The organism is Photobacterium pectinilyticum, from assembly GCF_024357955.1.
Lineage (GTDB): Bacteria > Pseudomonadota > Gammaproteobacteria > Enterobacterales > Vibrionaceae > Photobacterium > Photobacterium pectinilyticum.
The window spans coordinates 1-16,602 of the sequence record NZ_JANEYT010000099.1 but is presented as its reverse complement, the minus strand read 5'-3'; the positions used below and the strand labels follow the sequence as shown (position 1 = coordinate 16,602).

Sequence of the window (16,602 nt, the reverse complement as noted above, 5' to 3'; positions counted from 1 at the left end):
CCACTTATCTTGATAAGGTATTACTGGCTGGTTTTAAGGCGGCGAGTAAAAAATGAGCATTCATGCTCTCACCCTGGGGAAAAACCCTTCTCAGCACCCTTGTTTCATTTGATGAAATACGAATAAATTATCGTAATACCAATCAGGATTAGTAGTTGATCAAGTATTTATGTAGGTTGGTATAAGTCTAACTCGTTTAAATAAATGTACAGTATTGGCATTTATTCATAAAAAACGAGCTAGAGTACTTAACCCTAGCTCGTTAGTTTTATATATGTTGAGTGGTTACTCGGATAGTACTATCCACATAACACCAACGTCCATTTTAACAACCTTAACTTCTGATCCTGCAGAAATAGGAACTTTACTTTTCAGTTTCCATTCAATACCTGAATACCTATAAGTTGTTTCGCTATTTGGGTTTACATCTGATTCCAAGTAAAAGCTAAAATTAGAAAATTCAGTTTGTACAACTTTATGATCTGTTTTATTTTGAATTTTTTTCAATGGCCGGTAACTTAAGATCATAAGTACTGCAATAGTAATAGCCAAAGTAATGGGTAAATTAGTGGTTTGAACTAAGTCGGCTTGATGGGATAACCCAACCAATATCATTGATACACCACCAATAAGTAGCACGATAGTCGACATTCCTAGCAGCGCAACTTCAATAATAATTAGCGCAATGCCAGCAGCAATTAACCATTCAGCTATGTACTGTTCAAATCCCATTAATTACCTCTTATTCGTACTATAAGTTATTTACTTTTTCATTGCAGATAGAATGGTAGTCGCTTGGGCAACCAAAGACCCGGCTTCTGTCGAACTATCAGGTAGTAGCACAACTGATGATTCTTTAGCGATAGCGCGTTTTGCTTCAATAGCTTTTGTTGCAAGTTCCAACTCTACAGCTTTTTGCCCTGTTTCAGTTGCAGCGGCCTCACCGACAAGCCTCAGTGCTTCTGCCTGAGCGTTAGCTACTGCAATCAATGCTTGTGCCTCACCCTCTGCAGCAAGAACCTGTTCTTGTTTTTCGGCTTCCGCAGCTAAAACACGTGATTGCTTCTCGCCTTCAGCGACATTAATTTGGGCTTCTTTTTGACCGTTACTCTCAAGAATTTTAGCTCTTCTCTCGCGTTCCGCACGCATCTGACTTTCCATTGAGCTCATCACTGACTCAGGTGGTGTTATATTAGATAACTCGTAACGGAGAACAGTTACACCCCACGAAACAGTTGCTTCGTTTATCATGTTGACGATTTTGCTATTCAGTGCTTCACGACCTTCAAATGTCTGATCCAGCTCGATTTTACCGATCTCACTACGCATCGTTGTTTGGGCTAATTGTGTTACAGCAAAGACGTAATCCTCAACCCCATAGGTGGCTTTGTATGCATCTAAAACTCGAAAATATAAAATACCATCAACGATTAACTGGATGTTATCCTTTGTTATCGCAGATTGGCTTGGTACGTCGTAAGCCTGCTCCTTTAAACTCTGTTTAGCAGCAACAGCATCGATCATTGGTATTAGGAAATTCAATCCAGCCTCTTTTGTACCTTGGTACTTACCAAACCGCTCGACTATCCAAGCTTGATTTTGTGGCACAAATCTAACCGATCTAGATATAGTAATTACGACTAATGCAACGAGTGCCATTTGAATAATGAAGCTGATGTCCATAAATTGAAGCCTTTTGTAGTAATCAAATAGTGTTCATTTGGGGCACTTTACACTATTTTAGTGTTATAAATATTAAATCATTGAGTAAAAAAGAAAAAAAATCTTTGCAAGTAACCAGAATGGAACGGAAATAGCATTTTTACTTATTGTATGTATATCTTGTAGCTGATGCCCTACCATACAACATCTTTTCTTTCGGTTTATCTTGTTCGAATAAATTATGCAACTAAAACCTTAGTAGCGAATTATACCTAGTTCAGATTATCAGCTTTAATAAGGAAAGTAGGAACGGCTTTGGGCTTTATCATTAATCTTAATACGCCACTCAACCACGCTCAAGAGGTCAATCAAAAGGTAGAAAAGCACAAACCTTGCAAAATTTCACTGCATCCCCCAATGATTTATTATCAGAGGTAGCCAGCCAGTAAATATCTCCTAACTAATTCAGCTCTTCCAACACTCTAATTTGTTCATATTGCCTATCATTACACTGCTGATCTTTTGAGCAATACCAAATCGCATTCAGGCCTGCAGCAATTGCTGGCTGTATGTCATTTTCTAAGCTGTCGCCAACCATCGTAATATCATGAGGTTCAACATCTAGCTCCAGTACAATACGATGAAAATACTCTGGGTTACCTTTGGCAATCCCCATATTGGTCTTACAGAAATAACCACTAATAAACTTGGCAAGCCCAGCACGTTGAAATGCCAACTTAATATCTTCTGTCGATGAGTCATCGGCATTCGTCGCAATATAAATGGGAGTATTTGCAGATAACCGTCGCAAGGCTTCAAGTGCTCCCGGTACCGCCTGAACCTCAGGCCAGTGGCACATCTTGCCCTGATATTGTGGAAAGTCGACCATCAAGGTGTCTCCCCAATCAAATAGGTATATTCTTGTCATGTAGAGTCCTTTCATTATGATTTATTTCTGAAACTGAGTGTAAGCTAATGAATATTCAAGAAGAAAATGATTTTAGCGCTACTAACGCTTCATCCGCTTTCTCACTCTGAACAAACACGTGATCGTGGTAATACGCTGCGATCACATTGGCACTGATCCCTTGCTCCGCGAGTTTACTGGCAATGGCTGCCGTTAACCCAACAGCTTCAAGGCTAGAGTGAACGGTTAACGTAATCATCCTAAATGTTGCTTCATAAGCCAGATTGCCCCTATCAGCATTATCCTTACTGAGTACTAGAGTTAACCCCTCTGACTCGGAAAAAGTAGCAATCGGTGACAACCCCACATATTTATCTAACTCACCATCCACGGTACAAAAAACATATTCCCCAGCTTTCAGTTCAGGAGCCATCGATTTCAATAACTCTTGTAGATCAGTAATACCAGCCATATTTCTTCCTCATTGAACTCTCAGTTTTACCGTTTTTTTTAACCACGTTTCTTGAGTGATTTGGTACAAACAATGACGCTGAAGGCTATGCCCTTGCGGTAGCTTCGGGTGATTAAAATCTTGCCCAATATTTACCATACCGATTTTGTCCATAACCCGTTGAGAGGGCGTATTAGGTAAAGCGGTAAACGCATAAACACTCGGTACCCGCAATTGCTCAAACGCATATTGCAGCGCCTTTCTTGCCGCTTCAGGTGCATAACCTTTGCCCCAGTGCACTTTAGCCAGCCGCCAACCAATTTCGACAAACGGCGCATTGGGAATCCCCGAGTGCAGACCTTGGCTGTGTAAGCCAACAAAGCCAATAAACTTTCCAGTTGATTTCAATTCAGCGGCCCAGAAACCCCACCCTCTTTCAGCAATAAGCTGGGTGATCCTAGCCGCTTGGGCATCACTTTCTTGCTGAGATAAAACGGCAGGGAAGTACTGCATCACAGTGGGGTCAGCATTCAGGTTAGCATAATCTGGATAGTCGTCTCTTTTCCACTGCCTAAGTATCAGCCTGTCTGTTTCTAACGGATACGCCATCTATCGTCGACTTCCTTTTACTACTGTTAATCTTTAACTCAGTATAAGCATATCAGCCCACTTATAAGAGCTTAACAAGTCGGTACAATTCCACATCAAGTCGAGCCATTACAATAAACCGCAGTCGGCAATGCTTCTAGAAAGCACACTCTGTAGTTGGGTATCACGCCATCGACTCTAACGACCTAACGTTGAATCGCTAACCTTTCCCGATCGGATTTTTTCAATTTAGCGACCACAAGTTCATAAGATCGGTCAATCAAGCCTTTCAACATTCCATCTTCAATTTCATCTGTCACCGACACCGTTACCCAATGTTTTTTGTTCATATGGTATCCGGGGCGAATAGCGGTAAACATCGAAGTAAGTGCCTCATTATCTGCCGGCGCCCCTTTAAGGTTAATGTCGACAACTCCATCGTTCACCGATAGCAACGCAAACATCTTGCCCAGTACTTTGAATACCATGACGTCAGCGCCAAATGGGTAATCCAACTCGACTTCAGGTAACGTCATGAGGAAGTCAGTAATCTCTTGTTTGTTCATAGCTACCCCGGATAAATGAGTTCAGCGGTCGGTGCGGATTGCGATCGGGTGATCTGGGTTTAATTGAAGAAGATCCCACATGTTACCGTAGAGATCCTCGAAGACTGCGACTGTGCCATAGTCTTGCTCTTTCGGCTCACGGACAAATTTAATACCGTCAGCAACCATACGATTATAATCGCGCCAAAAGTCATCAGTATTTAAAAATAGGAAGACTCTCCCTCCTGTTTGGTTACCAATAAAGTCTAACTGTTCAGGCTTCGATGCTCTTGCCAACAGCAAACTCGCACCATTGGAATTTGGCGGTGCAACCACCACCCAGCGTTTGTCCTGCTCTGGCTGGTAGGTATCTTCAACAAGCTCAAATTTCAGCTTATTGACATAAAAATCAATCGCTTCATCATAGTCTTTAACCACAAGGGCAATGTTTACAATGCTCTGTTTCACTCTGTTTTCCTACCACGCTATTAGGCACTATTTTATCGTACTAACTTATATTAACTTTCATCTGCGTTGAAGGCGCATTATCGACAAAATATGTCCACACATGATCATATACTTGTCTCTGCCCAGGAAATGGTACCAAGGCCTTAGCTTCATCAAGACCAACCCAGCGATACTCGGTATGCTCTTCATTCAACGTTATGGGCTGATTCGGTGGACATAGCACCACAAATACCGGAATGATCTGAATGACATTGACATTAGCCTCAAAGAACTGCTCAAGAAACTGGGCATTGTAGAGCTCAGACACCGTGATTTGTGTTTCCTCAAAGCACTCGCGCACTATCGCCTGCCACCCTTTTTCCTGCCCTTCGATAGAGCCAGCAACATGGCACCAATATCCCCCCTTTACGCGCTTCATCAGCAGCATTTTCATTTCGCCATCGATTTCAGACAAAGCGACGCCTGAAACAATCGAGGTATTTATCGGGATCTTTTGAGTTGTCATGTATTACAGCCTAATTAGACGATCGATAGGCAACAGGCTCATCGCCCTCTATTGTCACGACATCATTGCAATGCACCGCAAACAATGGGCCACCAGACCACTTCCTGCACATGTTGCAATGGCAAAGACCCACCTCTTTTTGATCATCGGCTGTTAGCTCAATAGCCCCGCACAAACATTTTCCTTTCATGCTTATCTCCTTCACTTTCGAACAGCAAAAAACTATTTTAAGTTTATGTTAGTGTGACAGGTGACTGCGTTATTTTCTGTGACTGATGAAAACCCTAAGCAAAAAAAAGCCCTCACCAAATGGCAAGGGCTTAGTCATTCTATTCCGCGATTGAATTAATCTTTATTCTGACGCTTGTTTTTAGGCACGTAATTCAAAATTGAAATCGGAACGGGTTTTCTAGGTTCAAAGCCTTCAACTTCACGTCGCTCAATCAAGTGCCCCAAACGGCTCTCAATCATACACAGGTTCTTGAAGTTGTCTTTTGACACAAACGAGATCGCTTCGCCTGAAGCGTCAGCACGACCAGTACGGCCAATACGGTGGACATATTCGTCAGCTGGGAATGGCAAATCATAGTTCACCACCCGTGGTAACTCTTCAATATCAATACCACGTGCACCCACACCCGTTGCGATAAGGTATTTAATCTTACCGGCTTTGAAATCTTCAAGTAGTTGTACACGAATCGCTTGGCTACGACCACTGTGGAATGCTTCAGCAGCAATGCCTCGCTTCTCCAGCTGAGAAACCAGTTTTGCAGCACCGTGCTTGGTCTCAATGAAGATCAACGCCTGATCCCACTGGTTTTCATTGATCAAGTGGCTAAGCAGCGCAGACTTCTTATCTTTATCGACTGTGATTAACCACTGCTCGATATTAGCTTTAGACGCTTCATTCGCCGCGATACTGATTTCATGTGGGTTTTCGACCACCGATTTTGCCAAGTCACGTACTTTCTTGGAAAGCGTCGCTGAGAACAGCAAGAATTGCAGTTCCTCAGGCAGGCGATCAATAATTTTATTGATGTCTTCGATGAAGCCCATATCCAGCATACGGTCAGCTTCATCAAGCACTAACGTTTCCACTTCTTCAAAGTGAACAGCACGCTGGCCATACATATCAAGCAAACGACCCGGTGTCGCAACCAATACATCAACACCATCAATCAGGCTTTGCTTTTGCTGCTTCTCATCCACACCACCATACATCGCCAGCGACGTTAGGCCTAAATGCTTAGAATACAGGGTGATTTTCTCTTCAACCTGGATAGCCAATTCACGGGTAGGTACAAGTATCAGTGCGCGAATACGTTTTTTACGTTGCGTCTTTCCTTGGCTTAATTTTTCAAGGATAGGCAATACGAAGCCCGCAGTTTTACCTGTACCCGTTTGCGCCGCTGCAATTAGGTTTTTACCCTGCAAAATAACAGGGATAGCCTTGGTCTGGATCGTTGTTGGCTTGCTGTAGCCCAGTTCATTAACCGCTTGGGTTAATGACTCGCTGAGCCCAAGTTTAGAGAATGGCATGAATCGCCTCTAATTGTACATTAACTAAATATGGTAGAGCCGCCTCTACATGAAGCGCGGGAGTTTACCACGAACACCGTAACCAAGAGACAACTTTCCGTCATAGCCTAGGGTATTTTATAATAAAAAGCACAGTGGGCTCAGGAAGCTATTAGCTCGATCTGAGCAGATTACATAAAGCTCACCTTTGGGTTTCGCTGTTCATTCAACATATTCATACCAAAGGTTTCTTGGTAGATCTGCATAAAATCTGCACGTATTTGCTGCTCAAGGTGAGTCGCCATTTCTGTCGGACAGAACAACATGACATGTACGACCTGCTCACCGGTTGGTGTCGTGCTGATATGGATATGCGGATCCGGGCCAGGAAGATCGACTCCTGCGTGTTTTTCAATTACCCCGTTATAACGCCTGGCAACATCGATAAACTCCTCGCAGTGGATTTCAATCTGTTCAATTACCTCAGGTACCATCACGAAAAGATTAACGAACTCTTTAACCGTAATACTGAAGCTGTGATACACATACCGCTTCATAAAGTTTAGGTTCTTTACTGGGTAGGTAAAAAACATGCTGTTTGGTAAGGTCGCCGTTTTCCCCGTAAAGTGATACTGACCATGATGAAGATCGATTTCTTGAATCACGGTTGCCATCATATTGTGTTCGATCACTTCACCACACAGCGAGCCCACTTCAATCCAGTCCCCGATCCTGAACGATCGTGCACTGGCTCGTTGAATTGATCCAGTAAAGCAAAGGATGATCTCTTTGGATGCAACCACTATCGCAACCGCAATAGCTGTCACAGATAGAGCAAATTCGCTGATTTCAGATTGCCAAAGCATGAACAACACAACCACCATCAAAATGAAGGTGCCGTTTTTTGTCCGTGACATCCACTTACGCTGATGCTCAGAAACAAACGCAATGTCTCCGCGTATTTGCTTCAAGACTAACCGTCTGAACATCAAAACGAATGCGATGATCAGTAGGCTGAGCAACATTTTATTTTCTATAAAGAAATCAATAACCGACAACAACTTCTCTGGCATGAGCGCCTCTTTTCGCACCTATTTATCAATTCATATCAATCTGGGTAAGTAATTGATCTTTTCATTACGCAGTAATGACTGATCAACTTCTGGTATGGGTCGGTATTATAAGTAGTTCGTTCGATAAACTCCCATAGTTTTAATACAAAATCTAGATCTAGCAAGCCCCATAGGTTCAATCAACGACGGGTATCAAATTCGCTTCCAGAAATACGCAGTCTGAAGGACACTGGTAGCAAAAATTTTCACACTAAGGCTGGAGTTGATAGAAGCGCGGGCAGGCCAATACCGGTCCCCGAGAATTGGACGGTTTTCAGCGCTTCACTGATCAAACTCGTGTTGGCATATCCCGAAGAAGGCCGCAGGTTCCCCTGGGTACTCTATAGAGAGATTGGAACGAAAAAAGGGCCTGTTGGCCCTTTTTTAAATTTTGAAGTCAAAACGAGTTTCTTTCGTTTGATATAATATGACCTCTTCTCTTTGCTCTTCAGGGTTAGCAATTTGAATATTATCAAATGTTTCTGGATGATCATCCGCAGCATTACATGTGAAAGCAGCGGTATATTCACCAGCAGGAATAAACCCAAAACCATATTCCAATTGGTTAGTTTCATCATTCCATACAACAGGGGCTGAACTATATGGAGCTACATAACCATCTGGTAAATATTCAGAATCTGCATTATCACTCAGTTGCTTACCCCATAAGCCATGATTTTGATACAAATAAACAAAACCATCATTAATCAAGCAAAGATCGCCATCATATAGATTGAGGTCAACACTACCCCACAGCGAAGAAGCCGCATCATTATCAACAATTTTAACGCCATTAGGTTTCAGATGATAACCTTTGCCACTTCCACCACGTTCAACCAATGCTTGCCGAAGATCAAATTCAAGTGTAAAGCTTTGGACTGCCTGAGTTGAAACATCAAAACCACCGAGTTTCAACTTTGAGCTTGGTACGCCAAGATTTTCCTTTCCGCCACCGGATTCAACAACCCAACTATATGATGCAGACTCATCGCTAAGGATGTGCAAAATCATGCTTTTGTATTGACCAACAGGAATCTCTTCATCTGTCACAATCAATGCAGAATCTTTTCCTTGGTAATCAAGTAAATCAATCCCTTGATAACCATAGCCATCATCATCCTCATCCACTTCGATAATATATCTATTGCCATTTTCATGCTGAAGCTCGATTTTATCGAAGGCCACCATCACTTCAGACATAGTATCAACGGGTGCATCAGATACGCTAAAAGAGACTTTGGCATACTGGGTAGAATCGTTACTGCTGTCACTTCCACACGCAGAAAGCAAGGTCGCCACTGCTAGTACAGGTAAGGTTTTAAAAATTGACATGATGTTCTCCATTTCTGGAGGCGATTTTATGCGTCAGCAACTATCAACTCAATAAACCAACGCTGAATTGACAATTAACTGACAAAACAATTTGAACGTTTTCATTATAAATGATCAAAATATTTAACCCTTATAATTGAAATACAAACATCATAATAAAAAATCACGCTTCAATGTATAAATACTTAGACCCCCTACCCTCTACTAGCGTCAAAATGTCTTCGATATTGGGATTTTGATAAAAGCATCGGGCAGTTGGCCAGCCCGAATATTAACTTGCACAGAGGGGTACAATAATTTAGGCACATTTAACTGTTTATCACGCTCAGAGCGAAACTGAACAAACTCACTTTCTAGGGTCTCTCCCTTTATGTGGATATTATCTTGTTTACTCTCGGCAACCGTCGTTTGATATTTCAATTCCCGGCCACCAGGTTGGTAATCATGGCAAACCCACAGTCGAGTTGAGTCAGGAAGCGCATAAATTCGCTGAATACTCTCGAACAATTGCTTCGCATCTCCTCCCGGAAAATCACAGCGTGCGGAACCAAAATCAGGCATGAATAAGGTATCACCAATAAACGCATTTTGATTTACAAGATAAGTGACACTGTCACTAGTGTGTCCTGGCGTTTCGATAACAGCAGCTGTTAACATACCAATAGAAAATTCTTCTTTGTCCTGAAATAGGTGATCAAAACGAGTGCGAGAGTGATCGCCGTCGGCCTTGTCGTCCTCCATCCCAAGTATTGATTCAAAGGTAGCTTGTACATCATCAATATGATGCCCCGCAGCAATCTTTCCACCTAACTTAGATTTTATGTAACTGGCTGCCGTTAAGTGATCGGCATGGGCATGAGTCTCTAAGATCCAGTCGAGACTAAGTTGGTTTGACCTTATAAAATCAATAATTTGGTCGGCAAACCCTGTACTCACCACACCAGAGGATAAATCAAAATCTAAAGCGCTATCAATCACCGCGCAGTGCCCACCCGCCCTGTCATAAACGACATAACTTAATGTTGATGTTGGATTATGAAAAAAGGCCTCAATAGTCGCTGTCATCATCTACCTCCCAATCAATGAGTGTAATTCGTGTCAACAAACCTAGTCACTACACAGTCTATTTTAGTTAGGTTTTAAGACTTACCGTTTAATAGCGCACTGCATGATGTATTCATTGCCTTCCACAACGACGGCGTTTACTGTATACCCACAAATGATCCTGCTTAAGCCCTAATAAATGAAAACGATCTATCAGCCACTTTTTGATAACGACAATCCACCCGCAGAGATTTTTTTTGGCCATGAAGTGTTTTTGCCCAACACGACCACCCCAAACCACAACCACCCATGGGGGCAACTACAAATCATCAATGGTGGTATCTTAGAACTTAGGGCTGAGAATAAACGCTTTCTATCACCTTCACAGTATGCGGTATGGGTTCCTGCGGGGATTGAGCACGAGAGCTTTATGCGACGCAGCCTGAATTATTGCTCGATGAATATCACTCATCCGCTGGCTTCTCCACTTCCAGATTACCCATGCTTACTGGAAGTCAGTCCGATCATGGAAGCGATCATCAACGATCTGAAAGCCCGCCAGCTCACCGTCGCGAAGTCCGATCAAGATAAAAGGCTCATCAACGTTCTACTCGACCAAGTGTATCAAGCTGAAGAGCACGAGCAGTTTCTCCCGACAAGTAACCACAAACTCCTAAAGCCTATCCTTAATGAACTAGAGCGCCAACCGATGTCAGAAAAGACATTGAAGGACTGGGCTCAAGTTCTTCATACCACAGAACGAACATTGGCCAGACACTGCCAAGACAAGCTAGGGATGAGTTTTACTGAATGGCGACAGAGAAGGAAGTTTTTATTTTCTTTGCATTTGCTGAGAAAGGGCTCATCTGTCAAAGAGATCGCATTGACGTTAGGTTACCACCAAGCTTCACCATTTATCACATTATTCAAGCGCCACGCACAATGCACGCCAGAGCAATACCGACAACGCTTTTTTGCCGTTAAAGAATAGTACCCAAGACACTTCAAAAGGCTGTAGGGATAAAATTCCTGGGGACATGTAAGAATCTCTCTTCCGTGCGGTCTTTATATCTGAAGCGCATTGGAGGGGTTAATGAAACAGCTTATTGCTTTTCTTTTATACGGACTTATCTTCACTCTACCGTTAAGCATGCAGGCAGCATCGCTTAACGGCTTTAATTTATCTAACTCATCTGTTCCCACAGAAGAGATTATGTCTGGCGGGCCGGGGAAGGACGGGATTCCAGCTATTCTCCGCCCCCATTTTGTCTCAGCCAAACAAGCCCGTTTCATGTCATCAAAAGACCCTATACTTGGCATTGAGATCAACGGGAAATACCGTGCTTATCCTATTAAGATCCTTAACTGGCATGAAGTCGTGAATGATCAAATAGATGAAAAACGGTTTATTGTCAGTTATTGCCCGCTCTGTGGCTCGGGAATGGCGTTTTCAGCCACACTTAATGGCAAGCACCTAACATTTGGCGTGTCAGGCTTACTCTATAATTCTGACGTTCTCCTGTATGACCATCAAACTGATTCATTGTGGTCACAAATCAAAGGAATGGCGGTGTCCGGCCAGTCCGTTGGAAAACACTTAACCCAGTACCCTCTCACCTTGACCCGTTGGGGAAAATGGCAGCAACTGCACCCTGGCACAGACGTGTTATCGACAAATACAGGTTATCAACGCGACTACCAACGCGATCCCTATGCCGGTTACAGCCGCTCACCGCGCCTTTACTTCCCTGTTGCAAATCAAGCACCCTCCATCTACGGATCAAAGGAAACCGTGATGGGATACAAAGGAAAAAACGGAGTCATTGCTTTTCCGTTTGCAGAACTTAAGAAGCAAGGAAAAGCCAAATTCACCTATCGCTTTAAAGAGCAAATGCTCACCATTCACTGGGATGTTCACAATCTATCCGCTCATATAACAGACAGCCAAGGGCAGAATCTCCCCAGTACTTTGCTATATTGGTTCGCTTGGTATGCTTTTTACCCTGAAACTGAAGTATTTAATACTAATCTAGATAAGTAGTTGATCAAATATTTGCACTGGAAAAATCCTTGTTATCAAGGCAAATATTTATGTAGGTTGGTATAAATCATTACGATAAAAAACAAGCCAGCATACATGCTGGCTTGATAATTTAGGTCAGATGACTCATCGACTTTAAGTGTAACCGCCTTTCATTAAACATTCTCATCCAAAACAGTTGAATCATCCTGCTGGGAGCCTGATGTGTCATTGTCATACGATGAACTATCATCCATCACATCAACACCTTGGTTACTATTATCCCCCTGAGTCCAATCGCCATTTTGTCCTTGCTCATCTTGCATCTCTGGTTGGTTGGCATTTTTGCCCTGACTGGCTTGCATCGCATGCTCGTCATCAACATCAATCGTCACTGTTGCCGATGCCCCTTCAACAGCCGCCCCCAGATCGGTTTGCCCCTCAAACTGAATAGTCGCCTCACCTTCAAACTCATCTGATAACTTCATCAGAAGCGGCTTGGATAGATTACCACTAACCGTATAGGAACCATCACTGTTCAGTAATGCATTGGCAATAGTTGCCCCATCAGGAAGTTCACTGATTTCGACCTGAGTCACATCAGGGTTTTCTGCCACATCATCAGGGATTTCTAAATGCACATTATTGCCCGGCGCTGCGGTTAGATCACTTTCACCTCCAGCATCATCACTGTCCGAACTGTCATTGCTATCTGAAGCGTCTTCATTAATCGTAGTTTGAGTATCAACATTCTGTTGTGAGTCAACATCAGGCTGTGCCGACTCAAGACTCGCTTCTTGGTCTTGGTACTCATTAACATCAAGAGTGATTTGATGAACAGAAGTTGCATCCCCGTCAGTTGATGTGACTTCAAGTGGCAATTGGCCGGTAAAGTCATCATCACTCCAGAAAACCCACCAACCATCACCATTTTCTACTACCGTACCTTGTTCACCATGGTAATCAACGCCAGTGATTGTCGATTCATCACCTAAATTCAAGGCTGCTAATAAATCAGCTTGTGTCAGCTCCAGTGAGCCCATTTCATCGAGCACGAAATCAGAGGCTTCCGGTTCAGCAACATCAACATTGAAGTGTGTTTGAATACTGTTCTCACCATCTGTCGCAACATAGGCAATTTGAGCCTGCCCTACGAATCCTTGTGCTGGTGAGAAAGTATACTGCCCCTCACTATTTGTTTCCAACACACCTTGTCCACCAACCAATTGAACAGATTCAATGGTTAGCTCGTCATTATCAGCATCAGTTAGCTGAGCAAGCATATCGGCATCGGTGAAGGTCAAATCATTGCCAGAACCAAGCTCGGTAGTCACAATGGCATCAACCGTGGGTGCAGAGTTGACATCATTTTCACCCGCATCTGCAGCAACAACAGCAATGCTACTTTGCACATCGACCAAGCTACCGTTTTGCTCCACCTGATAAGCAAAGTCAACCTGCCCTTCAAAGCTCTCGGCTGGGGTAAATGACCATGTTCCATCGCCATTATCAACCAACTCGCCTTGGGTGCGATCAATCAAATGGACACCTTGAACTTCATCACCATCAGCAGCTTCTAATCCCTCAGCCATGCCTAACAAGTCATCCATTGTCAGCACGAGGGTTTCACCCTGAGTAGCATCAAAGTCAGCATAGGCTTCTGTTGACTCAGGCAACGCATTGGATGACTCATCGCCATAGTCTGCTGTAGTCGCAGAAACAGTAATGAAGAAACTGCCGGTAAAATCAGCTGGCGGTGTGAGTGACAAGTCATCGAAACTCCAGGTTGTCACATCAACGACCTGACCGGGCTCGGTGATTGTAATGGTGTTCTCACCATCACTAACGACAAAGCCGACAGGGAAGCCAGTAATTACCAGGTGACTCAATTGCTCGGAAGCATCGAGCATATCAACATTCAAGCCAAGCAATCCGGTAGTATCTTCATCGAAGACTAGTGGCCCCTCATGATCTGTGGTGATCACAGCCCCATCGGCGACAGGGCGGATATAGATAGGCATATCCAAAACCGTTGTCGCACCACTAGGATCGCTCACTTCGACCTGCAGCTCAGCGATACCGGAATAATCATCAGATGGCGTATAGGTCCAGCTTCCGTCCTCGTTTTCTTCAACCTCGCCGGCATCTTCACCGTCAACGGTAATAACGCGGGAGACAACCAGCTCATCACCATCAACATCGCCGAACAAGTCCAGCATATCTTCTGCCCTGAAAGTGAAGCCACCGTCTTCGTATGTCGTTAGGTGGGCATTACCGCCATTAAAAGGTGCGTCGTTGACAGGCATAACGTCAACCTTGAGGGCACCATCTACGATGTTTTCACCATCTGAAATTGAATAATCCAGCTCTATCAAGCCATTAAAATCAGGCGGTGTGATCAAGTGATACATACCGTCTTGCTGCAGTTGCAAATTACCATTTGGCGGCTGCTTCAATGACAAACTTTCGAGCGTAAGGTCATCGCCATCGGCATCAGTCGCTTGACTTAATATGAACGCAGGGTCAATTTCCAGCACCTGATCTTCATCAACACCCAATTTCAGCGTTGGTGCAACGGGCAAATCTTCAACTGGCTTAACATCAACAGCAACCGTCGCCGTATCAAATGAACCATTGCCATCGGTGACCGTATAGGTAAAGGACGCAGGGCCGTTGTAATCAGCATCAGGGGTGAAAACGACGTTGCCGTCTTCATCCAATTCGACAGTGCCGTGTGTATCCTCTGTTGCCTCAACGGCGGTAATAGACAATATATCGCCGTCAGCATCTGTATCATTGGCGAGTAAATCTGTTGGATTGATAACTAGCTGTCCATCTTCATCAACCTCGATCGCACGACTTGTAATGCCCTCTTGTACCTCTACCAGCTGCTCGGTGACATCCATTGCCTGATCGGCAGTACTGTGGTTTAGATCCAGAGAAAGCGTATTAGCTATCTCGCTACCATCGCCTTGTATGGTGGTCATCTGAATGTCTTCAGACATGGTACGGGAAACAGTCATGTTCTGGACAACGTATGTCCCGCTTCCGCCTTCTGTACCCAGAGTGAAATGATGGACCGGCACATCAGTGGTAAAAGCATAGGTATCTTGTAATTCACCGGAATCACGATATCCGCCTTGGGCGTCAATCAAATTGCCTTCTGCATCGTACGCTTTGATGATAACTTCAGTCGCTTTACTACTGTTCTCATCAAAATAACCGCCAAGCCCATCGAGCTGGAAGGTGATTTGGTTTACATCTTCCCCTTCAACGGTAACGGTCAATATTTCATCATTGCTAAGGCCATTACGGCTATCATTGCCAATACCCGCACCCACCGACGTTCCAGCGCCATTCCATGCCTCAAGTTCTCCAGAGCTAACCTGAGTGGTGATCGTCACACCATCTTCCTGAAAAACAGCGCTATCACCATTTACCACTCCCCAATCTTCGACGTTGGCAGTGCCATCAAAGACGGTGGTCGAGGTATCGTTATCAAAACTCCCCACCCGTATATCACGAGTGCCTGACTGCACTTCATCGGTATCAGGTACGTACTGTACTTGAGCATCAGCAGGGTATTCTTGGCCAACGACCATATCTTCCCACTCACCCTCAGCATTAATACACTGCACCGAACCATGTTCTGGTGCAGCATCAAGGCGGATCTGCGGTGCTTGCGCGGACATGCTGCTGTCATCCGCTGCAACAACCTCGTCATTAACCGCATTGATAGTCAGATCCAAACCAGTCGAGACGGTCTCTAAGCCATCAGTAACATCAAAGGTTAGGTTGAGTTCACCATTGAAATTCTCATCAGGCGTGATGGTGTAGGAGCCATCATCGTTTCTTTCTACAACGCCCGCCCCCTCTAGCTGAAGGTTTTCCGCCGTCAGTTTGTCACCGTCAACATCGGTGGCATTGGCCAATAGCTGATCTTGACTCAGTGTGATGGTGCCATCTTCATCAATGGTATAACTGAGGTTTTCGCTCACTACAGGTCCATCATTCACGGCTGCAACCTGTAGTGTTGCCCCTGAAGCGACCTGACTGCCTTCCCCGTCGGTCACATTGAAACTCATCGCCAAGTCACCGTTAACATCTTGGTCTGGCGTCACTAGATAGGACTTCTCGCCAGTTTCAGGATCCACCACGGTAGTAAAAGTTGCATTGGTAATATTGAGGTTCACCACCGACAAATCATCGCCATCAACATCACTGGCATTAGCTAACAACGCCGCTTCGGTGATCACTATCTGGGTATCTTCGTCAGTATTAAATTGCAGCGGGCTCGTTTCATCAATAACAACCGGATCATTCACCGGCACCACTGTGAAGTCGAGCGTCGCCGTGGTCGAGGCTGTTTCAGGCGTATCATCATCCGCGGTACTGTCTTCAAGTGACGTTGCCGTTACATTCAGTGACACTGGTCCATGGAAGTTTTCAC

16 protein-coding genes are annotated in these 16,602 nt (G+C 44.1%); 2 read left to right on the top strand and 14 right to left on the bottom strand.

Annotation, left to right across the window (positions count from 1 at the left end):
* Positions 1 to 285: 285 nt before the first annotated feature.
* From NHN17_RS23325 to NHN17_RS23265, 13 genes are all read right to left on the bottom strand, one after another.
* Entirely contained in the window at positions 286 to 732 is a 447-nt protein-coding gene (locus NHN17_RS23325) for an NfeD family protein (protein ID WP_255045061.1), read from the bottom strand.
* Positions 733 to 762: 30 nt separating this feature from the next.
* Positions 763 to 1,683 (bottom strand): SPFH domain-containing protein, encoded by a 921-nt coding sequence (locus tag NHN17_RS23320; RefSeq protein ID WP_255045060.1) that lies wholly within the window; start codon positions 1,681 to 1,683, stop codon positions 763 to 765.
* A 439-nt stretch (positions 1,684 to 2,122) separates the two neighbouring features.
* Entirely contained in the window at positions 2,123 to 2,590 is a 468-nt protein-coding gene (locus NHN17_RS23315; RefSeq protein WP_255045059.1) for an HAD family hydrolase, read from the bottom strand.
* A 55-nt stretch (positions 2,591 to 2,645) separates the two neighbouring features.
* Positions 2,646 to 3,041 (bottom strand): ACT domain-containing protein, encoded by a 396-nt coding sequence (locus NHN17_RS23310; protein ID WP_255045058.1) that lies wholly within the window; start codon positions 3,039 to 3,041, stop codon positions 2,646 to 2,648.
* A gap of 9 nt (positions 3,042 to 3,050) precedes the next feature.
* Positions 3,051 to 3,629 carry a GNAT family N-acetyltransferase gene (locus NHN17_RS23305; RefSeq protein WP_255045057.1) on the bottom strand — a complete coding sequence of 193 codons (579 nt, stop codon included), beginning with the start codon at positions 3,627 to 3,629 and terminating at the stop codon, positions 3,051 to 3,053.
* A 185-nt stretch (positions 3,630 to 3,814) separates the two neighbouring features.
* A complete protein-coding gene (locus tag NHN17_RS23300) occupies positions 3,815 to 4,174 on the bottom strand; it encodes an MmcQ/YjbR family DNA-binding protein (protein ID WP_255045056.1) in 360 nt (119 codons plus the stop codon).
* 21 nt (positions 4,175 to 4,195) lie between these two features.
* Positions 4,196 to 4,621 (bottom strand): VOC family protein, encoded by a 426-nt coding sequence (locus tag NHN17_RS23295; RefSeq protein ID WP_255045055.1) that lies wholly within the window; start codon positions 4,619 to 4,621, stop codon positions 4,196 to 4,198.
* 40 nt (positions 4,622 to 4,661) lie between these two features.
* Positions 4,662 to 5,126 carry an NUDIX hydrolase gene (locus NHN17_RS23290; RefSeq protein ID WP_255045054.1) on the bottom strand — a complete coding sequence of 155 codons (465 nt, stop codon included), beginning with the start codon at positions 5,124 to 5,126 and terminating at the stop codon, positions 4,662 to 4,664.
* Between the two features lie 10 nt (positions 5,127 to 5,136).
* Complete coding sequence (locus NHN17_RS23285; RefSeq protein ID WP_309243492.1) at positions 5,137 to 5,316, bottom strand: GFA family protein; 180 nt, start codon at positions 5,314 to 5,316, stop codon at positions 5,137 to 5,139.
* Positions 5,317 to 5,471: 155 nt separating this feature from the next.
* On the bottom strand, positions 5,472 to 6,665 hold the full coding sequence (locus NHN17_RS23280; RefSeq protein WP_255045053.1) for a DEAD/DEAH box helicase: 1,194 nt from the start codon (positions 6,663 to 6,665) through the stop codon (positions 5,472 to 5,474).
* Between the two features lie 170 nt (positions 6,666 to 6,835).
* Positions 6,836 to 7,717, bottom strand: a complete 882-nt coding sequence (locus NHN17_RS23275; RefSeq protein ID WP_255045052.1) for a mechanosensitive ion channel family protein — start codon at positions 7,715 to 7,717, stop codon at positions 6,836 to 6,838.
* A 423-nt stretch (positions 7,718 to 8,140) separates the two neighbouring features.
* Entirely contained in the window at positions 8,141 to 9,088 is a 948-nt protein-coding gene (locus tag NHN17_RS23270; protein WP_255045051.1) for a DUF4382 domain-containing protein, read from the bottom strand.
* 210 nt (positions 9,089 to 9,298) lie between these two features.
* The gene (locus tag NHN17_RS23265) at positions 9,299 to 10,156 is read right to left on the bottom strand and encodes an MBL fold metallo-hydrolase (protein WP_255045050.1); all 858 of its coding nucleotides are present in this window, start codon (positions 10,154 to 10,156) and stop codon (positions 9,299 to 9,301) included.
* Positions 10,157 to 10,331: 175 nt separating this feature from the next.
* On the opposite strand from NHN17_RS23265, the gene NHN17_RS23260 reads away from it, so the two are divergent.
* Positions 10,332 to 11,123, top strand: coding sequence for an AraC family transcriptional regulator (locus tag NHN17_RS23260; RefSeq protein WP_255045049.1), 792 nt, complete (start codon positions 10,332 to 10,334; stop codon positions 11,121 to 11,123).
* Between the two features lie 102 nt (positions 11,124 to 11,225).
* On the top strand, positions 11,226 to 12,173 hold the full coding sequence (locus NHN17_RS23255; protein WP_255045048.1) for a DUF3179 domain-containing protein: 948 nt from the start codon (positions 11,226 to 11,228) through the stop codon (positions 12,171 to 12,173).
* Between the two features lie 155 nt (positions 12,174 to 12,328).
* On the opposite strand, the gene NHN17_RS23250 is transcribed toward NHN17_RS23255, so the two are convergent.
* On the bottom strand, positions 12,329 to 16,602 hold a 4,274-nt coding region (locus NHN17_RS23250), incomplete at its 5' end, for a cadherin-like domain-containing protein (RefSeq protein WP_255045047.1).

Excerpts from the sequence above, each read along its gene's own strand:
- NHN17_RS23325 (WP_255045061.1), bottom strand. The coding sequence starts at position 732 with ATGGGATTTGAACAGTACATAGCTGAATGGTTAATTGCTGCTGGCATT.
- NHN17_RS23320 (WP_255045060.1), bottom strand. The coding sequence starts at position 1,683 with ATGGACATCAGCTTCATTATTCAAATGGCACTCGTTGCATTAGTCGTA.
- NHN17_RS23315 (WP_255045059.1), bottom strand. The coding sequence starts at position 2,590 with ATGACAAGAATATACCTATTTGATTGGGGAGACACCTTGATGGTCGAC.
- NHN17_RS23310 (WP_255045058.1), bottom strand. The coding sequence starts at position 3,041 with ATGGCTGGTATTACTGATCTACAAGAGTTATTGAAATCGATGGCTCCT.
- NHN17_RS23305 (WP_255045057.1), bottom strand. The coding sequence starts at position 3,629 with ATGGCGTATCCGTTAGAAACAGACAGGCTGATACTTAGGCAGTGGAAA.
- NHN17_RS23300 (WP_255045056.1), bottom strand. The coding sequence starts at position 4,174 with ATGAACAAACAAGAGATTACTGACTTCCTCATGACGTTACCTGAAGTC.
- NHN17_RS23290 (WP_255045054.1), bottom strand. The coding sequence starts at position 5,126 with ATGACAACTCAAAAGATCCCGATAAATACCTCGATTGTTTCAGGCGTC.
- NHN17_RS23285 (WP_309243492.1), bottom strand. The coding sequence starts at position 5,316 with ATGAAAGGAAAATGTTTGTGCGGGGCTATTGAGCTAACAGCCGATGAT.
- NHN17_RS23280 (WP_255045053.1), bottom strand. The coding sequence starts at position 6,665 with ATGCCATTCTCTAAACTTGGGCTCAGCGAGTCATTAACCCAAGCGGTT.
- NHN17_RS23275 (WP_255045052.1), bottom strand. The coding sequence starts at position 7,717 with ATGCCAGAGAAGTTGTTGTCGGTTATTGATTTCTTTATAGAAAATAAA.
- NHN17_RS23270 (WP_255045051.1), bottom strand. The coding sequence starts at position 9,088 with ATGTCAATTTTTAAAACCTTACCTGTACTAGCAGTGGCGACCTTGCTT.
- NHN17_RS23265 (WP_255045050.1), bottom strand. The coding sequence starts at position 10,156 with ATGATGACAGCGACTATTGAGGCCTTTTTTCATAATCCAACATCAACA.
- NHN17_RS23260 (WP_255045049.1), top strand. The coding sequence starts at position 10,332 with ATGAAAACGATCTATCAGCCACTTTTTGATAACGACAATCCACCCGCA.
- NHN17_RS23255 (WP_255045048.1), top strand. The coding sequence starts at position 11,226 with ATGAAACAGCTTATTGCTTTTCTTTTATACGGACTTATCTTCACTCTA.